Source organism: Legionella sp. km535 (assembly GCF_003990085.1).
GTDB lineage: Bacteria > Pseudomonadota > Gammaproteobacteria > Legionellales > Legionellaceae > Legionella > Legionella moravica.
Map to the genome: position 1 here is coordinate 1 of NZ_RZGU01000002.1, position 12,768 is coordinate 12,768.

The following is a 12,768-nucleotide window of genomic DNA, read 5'->3' on the forward strand; positions in this document are numbered from 1 at the left end:
CCATGTTCTATAACAGCCACAGATTACATTCATATTTGGGATATTTAAGCCCAAATCAATTTGAAAAACAGAGCGATTTATTAATGAAAGTTGCTTAACTGGGGTGTAACATTTTGGTTGACCACGTCAATGCTGCCAGGTGCAAAAATTTACATACACGAAATGTTATTAGATGATGATAAAGTATCGCCACTAACTACAGCATGCTTTGACTTATTAATGTTTATAAATCACAAATCGCAGCAATTCACAAAAAATGAATTATTTGACCTATTAAAAACTATTGGTTTCAAAGATCCAAAGATGAAAAAAACATTTGGATACTACTCTGTCATTACAGCAGTAAAATAAATGAGAGATCTAGATATCCTATTTTAGAGATGACTAAAAAAGTCTTACTTTTTCGACTGCAACTCCATGGTCTGAACCATAATTTCTGGATGGCTCGCAAGTGGCTTTTCTTCACCATTAAAAACGAAGCCATGTTTCTCATAAAATCTATAAGCCCTTAAATTTTTAAGTGAGACATCTAGAAAAATTTGTTTAAATCCTTTTTTAATTGAATCAAACTTCACTGTATTTACTAAGTATTCTGCAACACCCAATCCACGCGACTAAAAGTGACACTTAAGGTAACAAAAAAATCTCTCTAAAATTAAATGAGCCGAATCTTAGAATACATTTGACTAAATAAAATACATCACTATGATGGATTAATTTTTTAAATTCAAATAAGAATTTTTAACTCGGATCAGAATATGAATCATTCCATAATTGAACTATTTGGAAAAACGATAACAGTAACCTTGATGCAGCCCACCGATTTTAAGGAAATTAATCAATGGTGTATTGATGAAGGATGGAATATAGGCATCCACGACAGTGAGATCTATTATAAAATAGACCCTATTCACCACTATATTGCAAAAACAAACAAGAGTGTAGCTTCCCTTTCTTTAATCAAACATAGCCCTGCTTTTTTTACTTTGGGACCATTTATTGTACATAAGTCATATCGCGGACAAGGAGTTGGAGAAGCCCTATGGAATGTGGGTATGACCCGAATAATTAGAGAATATCCTGACGCACACATTGCATTATGTGCCGTCTCGGAACAAGTTGATCGCTATAAAAAAGCAGATTTTATACCTGTTCTTAGTATTCAACGCTGGTATATTGACTCTAGCCAATTAATTTCCCCCTCTATGAGCGACCAGTGCACCTCAATAACGAATAAGCTAATTCCTTCCATAAGCCAATATTACCAAAATCATTATGTTACTAACCGAGAGTTATTACTTAAAGAATTGATACTAAAACCAAAAACTAATGGTTTTGTCTTTATGGACGATAACGTCATCAAAGGGTTTGGTTTTATACGCCCTTGTGTTCGTGGGTTTCGCATTGGCGCATTGATTGCAGACACACCAGAAATTGCCCAGACTTTAATTGCAGAGCTGCTTGTATTGGCACAAAGTGCTCCTGTATTTATTGATGTACCTAGCTCGAATCCACATGGAATTCATTGCATGAATGCGTTTCATGCGGTTAGAGCGCCACAAGAGGATACCATCATGATGATTAAAGGAACAGGATATTCCAGTTATCTGAAACAATGGGAGCAGCACTACGGTTTATTTTCCCTGGAAATCGGATAATAATCCATGACCACCTTAAATTTTGTCAAACAGAATGGCCAATACATAGGTCATGGTGATAGCTCATGGTTTAATCACCAGGATACCCTATGTACCTTTATTGAAAAACAAACCCAAAAAACACCCGATGCCATAGCGCTTCATTTTAAAGAATCCCAAATAACCTTTAAAGAGGTTAACGAACAAAGCAATCGATTGGCACACTACCTTTTAGGATGTGGTGTTCACCCTAAAGATAAAATTGCGGTGTATTTAGAACCTGGGATTCATACCTTCATTGCCATTATTGCCATCATTAAAACGGGCTGTTGCTATGTACCTCTTGATGTGCATTACCCTATAGAACGAATCGCATTTATGGTGAAAGACAGTGAAGCAACGCTACTCATTACCGAGACTCTTTTGAAAGACCAGGTTGGTTCTTTAGATTTAGCCCTGATTGTATTGGATACAATAACCCATGAGCTGGCAGGTTTATCTCCTTTGTTTACTGCTCGCGCCAAATCATCAAATCTGGTTTATATGATGTATACCTCTGGCAGTACGGGTGTGCCTAAAGGAGTTGAAATAACGCATCTCGCTCTGTTGAATCATATGTTATGGATAAGCCAACGGTTTGATTTGACGCAAAAAGACATCATTCTTCAAAAAACGCCACTGTCGTTTGATCCGTCAGTCTGGGAACTATTTTTACCTTTTTTTACAGGTGCACAGATAGTCATAGCGCAACAAGGTACTCATGTAGATCCCGAATTGCTTATTGACTTAATTAATCACTACCAAGTCACCACCCTGCAACTGGTTCCCTCCATTTTGAAAAAAATGCTGCAAAACAAACGGATACGCACCTGTTCCTCATTACGTTATGTTTTTGTTGGTGGTGAATCACTACGCCCTGAAATTAAAACGTTATTCTTTGAGCAATTGAGATGCCAACTCATTAATTTATACGGACCCACGGAAGCCACTATTGATATTACTGCCTACGAGGTTTCTACCTCCGATAAGGATTTGCACACGAACATTATCGGCGGCCCTATTCACAATACCAGTTTGTATGTCGTAAATAGCCACGGAAACCTCGCCACACTAGGTGAAGAAGGTGAACTCTACATTGGCAGTTTGAGTTTGGCTATAGGATATCATCACCGAGCACTCTTGACTCAAGAACATTTCATTCCAAATCCTTTTGAACCCCATCGTTTTAAACTTATTTATAAAACAGGGGATTGGGTACGATGGCTCGCACCAGGAATTCTGGAGTATTTAGGCAGAAACAACGACCAGGTCAAAATTAATGGGGTTCGCATTGAACCTAAAGAATTGATATTAACCGTACTTCACCACTCAGACGTTTCAGATTGTCTTGTGGTAAAGAAAATAGACACGCATGGACACGACTACCTGGCATGCTACTTAAAGCCTAAGCAAGTTCACATTAATCTGGCGACTATAAAAAAAGATTTAAAAGCAAAGTTTCCTGCATTTATGCTGCCTCGGGTGTTTATCATTATTGACACCATTCCTCTAACCTTGAATGGGAAGGTCGATGTCAATGCCCTACCAGAACCTGATTTCACTCAAACAGTACTAGAAGCACCGAATACCAGCGAAGAAACACATGAGCTGATGCTGTTATGGCAAAAAGTATTGGAAACCAATCAAATCAGTGTTAACGATAATTTTTTTGATGCAGGTGGCGCATCCCTTTTAGCGCTTAAACTCATTTCTCTGATTCAAGACCAGTTCAAGGTAACGCTTCGAATTCGTGATTTGTATACTCATGCAACACTTAAAGAACAAATGAATTTAATCAAACTAAGACAACAAACCACCGTCACACCGATTAAAACTCAAAGCGATATTCCAAACCCAGTTATTTGTTTACAACCTAATGGGCATAAAACTCCTTTATTTTTGATTCATCCAATCGGTGGTACTGTTTTTTGGTTTACTAAACTGGCTCGCGCCTTAGAGAAACAAAGACCTATATACGGAATTCAAGACCCAGGTATTGATATGGAACAACCTGTTTTAAATTCTATAGAAGAAATGGCTTCTTTTTATTTAAAACACATCAAAGCAATTCAACCCAATGGACCCTATTTGATTGGAGGTGCTTCTTTCGGCGCCAGTGTTGCAGCGCACATAGCACATGAGTTAAAACTTCAAAATGAAGAGGTAGCATCACTTATTGTGCTCGATGGATGGGGCGTATATCCCAATACGTTACTTGATGATCACTATTTTAAAACCTCAATGGCACGACAACACGCAGAACTTATTAGTGATTTTAAAAAATATGGTTTACCAAAACCTGAAATCTTATTAGATATTCAATGGTTTCGTCTTAATCTATTGTGGAAATTTAAAATGCAGCTCATCGAGTCCCCTATCGCTTTATTTAAATCACAAGATCTACTACCTGCTTTTGCAGAAATTGATGCACCACTTAATCATTGGGAACAATTTTCCAATAATGAAATTAGTCGGTTTATTGCACCAGGTAATCATGAAACCATGTTTCAAGAACCTCATGTAGACACTTTGTCCCGCATGTTGCATGAGCATCTGACGAAAATTAATATATAATTTTAAATGAATGACTTAAAAAGGATATTTTAGTGAGCAAGAAAACCAAGGACAACGTGCCAGACACGACAACCGATCACAATTCACTTCCTTCGGCTATTGCTCAAATGAAAACCATTAAAGAAGTACATGACTATTATCAAAAAATCATCAGTTGCATGCCTAATAATGTCTTTTGGCTTGATAAGAATTGCATCACTCAAGGATGCAATGCCAACGTTCTTAAGTTTGTAGGATTGGAAAAACCAGAAGAGTTTATAGGAATCACTTATGAACAGATGGGTAAAATTGCTGGATGGACTCAAGGACACGCCCAGTTATACAAGCATGATGACCAAGAGGTTATGGCTTCCAAAACACCGAAACTCAATAGTGAAGATCCCCCTATTATCAATCCAGATGGAACACTAACCTACTATTCATCAAGTCGTGTACCACTATTTGATGACGAGCGCAAAGAAGTTATAGGAGTAGTGGGTATATCCGTTGATATCACAGAACAAAAACAATTACTCATAGATTTAAAACAGGCCAAAGAGCGCGCGGAATTAGCCAACCAGGCAAAAACAGAATTTCTTGCCAACATGCGTCATGACATCCGAACCCCATTGTCGGGTATAGTAGGGTTTAGTGAAATTTTAAAATCCGAAGCAACCGACCTGCGAATTAAAGAATATGCGGACAATTTAATTGCATCAAGTCATGCGTTGCTGGATTTAATGGATGAGGTGTTAGATGCCATCAAAGTTAGTTCTGGTGAAATTCCTCTGTTAAAAAAGAAATTTAGTTTAGCCGAAACATTGGAACACGTGATCAAACTCTATTCTTCAAAAGCTGCGGAAAAAAAATTGGCCTTATCTTTTAGTTATGATCCAGAACTTCCTCATTTTGTAATAGGAGATCGAGTCCGCATTCACCGGATTGTTCTTGAATTGGTAGGTAATGCGCTCAATTTTACGGATTCAGGCCACGTTACCATTCATGCAAGTCACGCTAAAAAAGAACAGCAATCTCTGATTCTTCAACTGACTGTGACTGATACGGGTATGGGAATACCTAAAGACAAGCAACAAGATATTTACGTGCAGTTCAAAAGACTCACTCCATCCTATCAAGGAATTTACAAAGGGGCTGGATTAGGACTTTATGTTATAAAGCAATTTATTAATGAGTTAGGTGGTGAAATTTATGTCGATAGTGAACCTCATAAAGGAACGGTATTTACTTGTCTTATTCCCCTTCAAATCCCCTTACTTGATAATGATGTAGGTGTTGATACGCTGGATAAACTAAAAAGTCCAACTACCTTGATGATTCCATTAAATCAGCAAAAACATGCACCACAATCGAACACCAAAGCATCAAGCAAAATCTTGGTTGTCGAGGATAATTTCATTGCCCAAACTGTAGCCAAAACACTCTTATCAGGAATGGACTGTCACGTTGATGTCGCATCCAGTGGAGTTGATGCACTGGCTCTTTATGAGCAAACCGATTATGACTTAATCTTTATGGACATCGGCTTAGGTGAGGGCATGGATGGCTATGAAGTCACGCATTTTATCCGATCTAAAACCAGTCCAACCAAACACATTCCCATCATAGCACTCACCGCGCACGGTGGTGATGAAAGTAAACAGCGCTGCATTGAGGCAGGTATGGATGCGGTTTTAACCAAGCCACTAACTCAGGATCATGCCACAGATATTCTTAAATCGTTCATCCCAGAGCGGCATGAAACGCCAGCTGTTGATCTCTCCAAAGCAAGAAAAGACTTGCCTGACAGTGATGATGAGATGTTTCAATTAAACCAGTTCCCTATCTTAAACAGTGACGAAGCATTGAAGAACTGTGCGACTCAAGAGATGTTAAAAGAATTGTTAACCTTAATGACCCAGGAGCTTCCTACTGATTTGGACGACATGAAAAAAGCGTTCACAGCTCATGATTATCCTTTAGTTGAAAAAACAGCTCATAAAATAAAAGGTGGAGCGGTTTATGTAGGAACCATCCGTATGAAATACGCCTGTCAGTATGTTGAGCGCTATTGGAAGTCTGGCCAACGCGAATTATTTAAACCCCTCTATCATCAGGCAGTAAGTACTATAGAAGAAACCATCACCTATATTGAGGGCTGGCTGCAAAGGAATACTCCATGAATAAAAAATTATTTCATGCGCTCGAACGCGAGTATTTAATTTATTTATCCAAAAAAGAGGCCACACTTGAACTGACGTGGTCAGCCAAAATGTTACACCCCAGTTAAGCAACTTTCATTAATAAATCGCTCTGTTTTTCAAATTGATTTGGGCTTAAATATCCCAAATATGAATGTAATCTGTGGCTGTTATAGAACATGGTGATGTAATTCAAAATGTCCTGTTGAGCTTCCCATCGGGTTTGATAATTTCGCCATTGAACTCGCTCTTGTTTTAAGCTGCCAAAGAAGCTTTCAACGACGCTGTTATCCCAGCAGTCGTCTTTTCTGCTCATGCTACCAATATATCCCTTGCTCTTTAATAAATTGCGGTATTGGTAACTAGCATAGTCAAGTAAGCTAGAGGCCTCTCAACCTCCAGCTCCTCTAAGAACCCACCGTACCCGTTTCCGTGTAGTGGGCTCAAGCCTTTATTAAGCCAGTCTCTCTGACCCAGCTGTTCGTACTTTTGTCGATTTCGCCCAGCGCTGAAGCCTTTCCCTTTCTGCAAAGTACTATTTGTACTTTGGGTCATAGGGTGTGGCCTCTGCCCGGATTTTGATATGACGTTTTATGGGAGTAGCGTTGGCGTTTAGCAACTTTAGTGATTTGCATTGTCCTTGATGAGTCACTAAACCAACGTAAAACACCCTGTTGTCCCCGTTCACAGCACAAAAATATTTCTTAGCTATCCAGAGCCGACCTTTATTTCTATGCCGTCGCTTTGCCCAAGTCCAAAGGGCAAGAAAAATATCATTATCTACTTTGCTGAAGACCGCTTTAGAAACCACATGCCGATAGTAATTTGTCCAGCCTCTTATTTTGGGATTTAAGATGTTGATCAAATCCTCGGTCCTTGTAGCTTTAGCGCGTTTTATGATGTCTCTGATGTTAGCCAGAAATGTCTTAATATTGTTCTTCGACGGTTTGATTAAGAGTTTTTCCTTATATTTACGGATATTGTATCCCAAGAAATCGAAACCTTGGTCAATATGGGTAATAGTGGTTTTCTCTTTTGATAGTTTCAAGCCCCGCTTTGAAAGGAACTCCTCTATAACTGGTTTTACTTTTTCCTCCAAAATTTCTTTTGTGGCTCCAGTAATAATGAAATCATCTGAATAGATAACAGTGTTGACTTTGTCAGTGCGTTTGTTAGTTACCTCAGCTATTGCGTTTTCTAACCCGCTTCTTTAGCACAGCCATCAAAATCGGGAAATAATCTTGAATAAGTTATATTAAGACGTCATTTAATGGAAAAGGACGAATTTTTTTGTACCCTGAAGAAAAGTAGACGCTACCAAAATTAGTTTTGATTTTCAAATGAGTTTTTAAGTGATTTTTCTCGAATAAGAGGGGGTAAGACAATAAATCCCAATCGCTAATTAAACCACGTCAAGTCATTACAAGTTGATTAAGGTACTATATAAATAGATGAGCTCCTTTTTTATTTGCAGACACCCTGGCCGCTCCTCCAATAGGGTAGGTAAAAAAGGGCATGGTATGCCCAAAATCAACATTAGCAATGATTGGAATATTTTTTAATATATCTTTGCTTTTAATTAGTTGCTCTAAAAGAGTGCGTGTAATTTTTGATGCATTTTGAAAGCGTCCTATGACCAATGCCCGAACTTTATCAAAATTTGGCTGCATAGTTAATTGTTGGAGTTGTCTGTCGAAAAGGTTCACATGGCTTTCAAAGTCGTCTTCTAAAAATAATATGGTTTTATCCATATTAGGAAAGTACTCTGTACCACATAGCAGGCATAACGTAGAAAGATTACCACCGACAATAGTTCCTTCTGCATCACCTTCTGAAATAACCCAAATACCTTCATTATTGATAAATTTCCGGTTATCCTGGTTTAAATACCACAGATCATCGCTCCATTGATGGCTGGGTGTGATTTCACTAAGTTGATTATGGAAGGTAGCCTTCTGAAACTGCGTTATTATCCAATCAACAGCTAGTTTACAACCAAATGTAGAATAATGTGGTCCTGAATAGGTAACTAATCCTGTTTTGCTTAAAAAAGCATTCTGTAAAGCAGTAATGTCAGAATACCCACAAAATATTTTAGGATTCGCTTGAATTAGTGAATAATCAATGTTGTCTAGCAGTTGATTGGAGTTATATCCGCCCAACACAGTAAGCACTCCTTTAATCTTTTTATCTTCAAAAGCGTCATGCAGATCCGCTATACGTTCTTGGATAGAACTTGAATTAAAATCATTTATGGATGCGCAGTTTTTTCCAAAACTTACGGTGAGTCCGATTTGTTCAAGACGATGTGTTGCGCGTTGCTGACAATCACTTGAAACTATTGCCATGCTTTGAGAAGGGGCGATAATTCTAATTTCATCACCAGGAAGAAAGCGGGGTGGAGTAATGTACATTTTATACCTGTTTTTAATAGGGTTCAGTAGGGTAATTATGACGTGGTCTAATTGACTTGCACAGTCTAAGCTAATTATCCTTTACTAAAAATATACAATTCTGTTAGGGTTTGCTTTTGAATAATAAATTAATCCTTGGGGATAAATTTAGAACTCGTGACATTACAGATTAATTGTTGCTCCACTATATAGTTCCATTTGCTTTTACGCAAATCTATCATTTTGTGGAAAAGCAAATTGAAAATAAATGAAATATCTAGATATCCCATTTTAGAGATGACTAAAAATATCTTACTTTTTTGACTGCCACTCCATGGTCTGAACCATAATTTCTGGATGGCTCGCAAGTGGCTTTTCTTCCCCATTAAAAACGAAGCCATGTTTCTCATAAAATCTATAAGCCCTTAAATTTTTAAGTGAGACATCTAGAAAAATTTGTTTAAATCCTTTTTTAATTGAATCAAACTTCACTGTATTTACTAAGTATTCTGCAACACCCAATCCACGCGACTTTGGTTCAACCCACATTGCAATCAAATTATATCGATCGCTTTGATCCACTCCAGCGCCAATCATTCCTATCGTTTGATCACCTTTAAATGCCAACCAAAATTTTGGGTGAGTTTTTGCTGATGCTCTTTCTTTCCACTGTTCGTCACTATCAGTGATAGCTGTTTGGTAACTTACACCAAATGCGGTCGGGGTATCACGTAGTGCTGCCAATCGAGTTTCTTTTAATATTAGCCAATCTGATTCTTCAGTTGCTCGGATATTCATGATCAATTTTTTTTATCTATCCTTAAATATGTTCACATAATATCACTGAAACAAAATTTTTTTGTTAACGTAAAAGAATAAAATTTAATCACTTATTTACAACAATTCAAATACATCCTTTTATAGACAAAAGAGGTTGTCTCCAGTGCAGGCGTAAGCTGTGACGAATATACAAATTATACCAATTTACTTTTAAGAAAGGTGCTTTGATTCACAGTCAGGCTAATGCCTTCCGACTGGGTAAAGGAAAGTACAATCCCCTAGTCTATTGACGATACTTACAATGCAGGAGGTTACGGTTATCTTTGGTGGGTGACCGTGAACGGCCAGCATTTACCTGGCGTGATTTTGCCAGAAAGCTCATTCTCCGCACGCGGCGCAGGAGGACATTTCATTCTTATCGTACCATCATGGGATCTTGTAATTGTTCATCGCGTAAACACAGATATTCCTAACCGAAAAGTTACCAGTGAGCAATTTGGCAAACTTGTTTCTCTTATTTTAGAAGCTCGGACACATGAGGTATCTTATTGATGAGCGCAAAAATCTATTGTTATCAAAACAGGCGTTACTTTGTCAACTACAAAGCCTCGAATGGCACTAGACATACCGATAAGACTTTGAAACGACTCACATCAATTGGAATTAATAAGGATTGCTGATGACAACATATAATTACAATTCAAAAAAAATTGGTGATTTATCAATTAAATCTGATACATATATTACCTCAATACATACAAATCGACTCACATTCAAATCATTGAATCAAGATTCGCGAGCAGACTTGGTATACAGTTATGCAAAGTTACTTGGTGATTCAGAAATTGTTAAATTGCTTAATGATGGGAAAACTTGGTCTCTTGAGCAGGTTCAAACTGTAATTGATCAGAAAACTTCTGCTTGGAATAACGGCGATCCATTCAGTCTGTTTTCAATTTATGAAAACGACACAGACCAATTTATTGGTTCGGTTTCAATCAAAAATGAGTTGGAAACCTATCATACAACTGGTGCCGGTCATGCGAATGTTATAGAAATTGGATTTTTCATAGATAAAGCTTTTTGGGGTAAAGGTTATGGCACTGAAATCGCGATTGCTGCAAAAAAATATATTAAACATGCTGTTGGAGTTATTGCTGCTGAGCATGGAAGTCCTTTACCAAAGGAAATTGTAGCTACGGCTCACCCTGACAATATAGCCTCGCGTGCTATTTTGCAAAGAACATTGAAAAATATAGAGTATGAGCCGATTGTAAAATATGATGGCAACCCACGCCTATTCTTTTTTAAACAATTAAAGCCAGCAATAATTTCTACCATGGAAACAGTCAGTTTGGAATCTGTGACTCTATAGAGGTAACCGGGATTCATCAGGGGCAAGCCTTACTTTTTGCTTGATATATTGCTTCGGAGCAAAAAGCAAGACCTGACCTTCTTGATGGTAATGAGACCAGCTATATTACTGGCTGATTCTAGGGATCTGAATAAAGAGAGATCCTGACAATTAAATTATATTGCAGAAACGAAATTGCTCAGAATCAACCTCCGCTGCAGGGAGGCGTGTTTCAGCATTGCGCCAAAATCGTTGAATTATTCGAGCACTTTCAATAATTCGTTTCTCTTCATTCATCAGTTTAGTAACACCTACATTTAACCAAGAAAGATCACTGGATTTATTAGAATCCTCATTAACTAATTGGATTGGAATTTCACTAACCCTGTATTTTGAAATTTCATCTAATGACGCTTGAGAAATACTGGGGTTGTAAAATAAAGTGCCTGCTAAAGACATAGGACCTGTGAGAGACATAACATAATAATAAAAATAAGCTTCTATTTGCTGAGGAAACCGTTCTCTTAATTCTTCTCTAAATTTTAAAATACTCTCCGGTGAATTAGTAAAAGAATATTCCAGACAAAATTGTTTATATTGATCAATAGCAGCCTGGTCAAAATCAAGAGGTTCGCCAAACTGTGTAACCTTATAGTTCATATTTATGTTATAAATAAAACTAGGGCTACAATAGTTTGAGTAAATATTTCTTCGATGTTTTACTAATAGTGGGTGCTCCGTATTTTTTGCCCACATAAAATCTGTATTCAAAGATTTAACTGTTAGCATAGATAAGCCTGTTATTTCAAATTGGAAATTGAGTACTAAAGCTGGCAACTCATTTGGAGATATTGATGTATCAATGTGTTTCACCAAACGGTCAATATCTGAATAAGCTCCAAGCTTCAATACAGGCGATAATAATCTGAATATGTCCGAAGCAATAACTGGATGACCTGCAGGATGAGTTAATTCTGCCATAGCAATATCAAACAATTTTAATTGAACAGCTTTATCTTCCCATCCTTGATTTTTTAATTCTATTTGAATATCACTCGGTGTAACAAAACAAATCCCATGTTTTTTACAAAATGAATGAACGTAGTTTTCATCATCTTTAGTATTAAAATTAGTTAGTAAAGTAATATGTTCATTTCTCTTGAGATACAATCTGCTTTGCCGTATAAGTCTTAATTCATTTACAATACCGCCTAAAGGATGAGTGCCCTTTTTAGGAAACCATATTTTTAGGTGATTCATTATATGACCATCAACTGAATCCTCCTTAACTATAAGAGAGTGATTATGACTGAATTTTAATTTAAGAATAATGGAATTTATTAGAGAATAATTTTGAAATTCAAGACTGAGTTTTGATAGCATCTGTAATGCATTAGTTCTAGTGAATTCATCGCTCTCGTTTTCATTTAGTAAGACTAAAAACTTTACCCCATCAAATATAAGTTCTTTATCTTCTAAAGAGCAGTTTCCCAATCTCTCCTCTGCAATTATCATTGATAATATTTTATTAATTGTTCTAGCTCGACCAATATTGTTTTCAGAAACACCTTCAATCGCAGCTCTCAACATTTGAAATATCATATATTTTCTCTAATATTCAATTTAAAAAAATGAGAACATTATAAGTCATTTTGCTCACAAAACAAACTATCTATGGTAAATTTTTTATAAATTATCAGCAGAACCCCTTTTCACCATCTTTCAATTGGTGAGATTTAGTGGATTTTTTCAACCTACGCTGATAAGCGACCCAGTCTTTATCTTTGGTAAAAATAAGAGCTGCCGCATTCGCA

The 12,768-nt window shown here is 37.1% G+C and carries 10 protein-coding genes and 1 pseudogene; 5 read left to right on the forward strand and 6 right to left on the reverse strand.

The window, feature by feature from the left end:
- On the forward strand, nt 1-98 hold a 98-nt coding region (locus ELY21_RS15970), incomplete at its 5' end, for an IS3 family transposase (protein WP_370272436.1).
- Nucleotides 99-395: 297 nt separating this feature from the next.
- Here ELY21_RS15970 and ELY21_RS15975 read toward each other — a convergent pair.
- Nucleotides 396-605, reverse strand: a complete 210-nt coding sequence (locus ELY21_RS15975) for an N-acetyltransferase (protein WP_127106189.1) — start codon at nt 603-605, stop codon at nt 396-398.
- Between the two features lie 153 nt (nt 606-758).
- On the opposite strand from ELY21_RS15975, the gene ELY21_RS01355 reads away from it, so the two are divergent.
- From ELY21_RS01355 to ELY21_RS01365, 3 genes are read left to right on the forward strand one after another with little or no spacing between them, the layout of a single operon-like run.
- Nucleotides 759-1,658 (forward strand): GNAT family N-acetyltransferase, encoded by a 900-nt coding sequence (locus ELY21_RS01355; RefSeq protein WP_127106191.1) that lies wholly within the window; start codon nt 759-761, stop codon nt 1,656-1,658.
- Nucleotides 1,659-1,664: 6 nt separating this feature from the next.
- Nucleotides 1,665-4,250, forward strand: a complete 2,586-nt coding sequence (locus tag ELY21_RS01360; protein ID WP_127106193.1) for an amino acid adenylation domain-containing protein — start codon at nt 1,665-1,667, stop codon at nt 4,248-4,250.
- Between the two features lie 32 nt (nt 4,251-4,282).
- The gene (locus tag ELY21_RS01365; protein WP_233588629.1) at nt 4,283-6,409 is read left to right on the forward strand and encodes an ATP-binding protein; all 2,127 of its coding nucleotides are present in this window, start codon (nt 4,283-4,285) and stop codon (nt 6,407-6,409) included.
- Between the two features lie 103 nt (nt 6,410-6,512).
- Here ELY21_RS01365 and ELY21_RS01375 read toward each other — a convergent pair.
- The 4 genes and pseudogenes from ELY21_RS01375 to ELY21_RS01390 form a co-directional block, all read right to left on the reverse strand.
- Nucleotides 6,513-6,797 (reverse strand): annotated as a pseudogene (locus ELY21_RS01375) (IS3 family transposase); the annotation flags it as partial.
- Between the two features lie 165 nt (nt 6,798-6,962).
- Nucleotides 6,963-7,616: a group II intron maturase-specific domain-containing protein gene (locus ELY21_RS01380; protein ID WP_255411159.1), complete on the reverse strand. Its 654-nt coding sequence runs from the start codon at nt 7,614-7,616 to the stop codon at nt 6,963-6,965.
- Between the two features lie 250 nt (nt 7,617-7,866).
- A complete protein-coding gene (locus tag ELY21_RS01385; protein ID WP_127106197.1) occupies nt 7,867-8,841 on the reverse strand; it encodes a S66 peptidase family protein in 975 nt (324 codons plus the stop codon).
- Between the two features lie 291 nt (nt 8,842-9,132).
- Nucleotides 9,133-9,618 carry a GNAT family N-acetyltransferase gene (locus tag ELY21_RS01390; protein ID WP_127106199.1) on the reverse strand — a complete coding sequence of 162 codons (486 nt, stop codon included), beginning with the start codon at nt 9,616-9,618 and terminating at the stop codon, nt 9,133-9,135.
- A 661-nt stretch (nt 9,619-10,279) separates the two neighbouring features.
- Between ELY21_RS01390 and ELY21_RS01395 the strand changes: the two genes are divergently transcribed.
- Nucleotides 10,280-10,975, forward strand: a complete 696-nt coding sequence (locus ELY21_RS01395) for a GNAT family N-acetyltransferase (RefSeq protein ID WP_127106201.1) — start codon at nt 10,280-10,282, stop codon at nt 10,973-10,975.
- Between the two features lie 150 nt (nt 10,976-11,125).
- On the opposite strand, the gene ELY21_RS01400 is transcribed toward ELY21_RS01395, so the two are convergent.
- The gene (locus ELY21_RS01400) at nt 11,126-12,556 is read right to left on the reverse strand and encodes a hypothetical protein (RefSeq protein WP_127106203.1); all 1,431 of its coding nucleotides are present in this window, start codon (nt 12,554-12,556) and stop codon (nt 11,126-11,128) included.
- Nucleotides 12,557-12,768 lie beyond the last annotated feature (212 nt).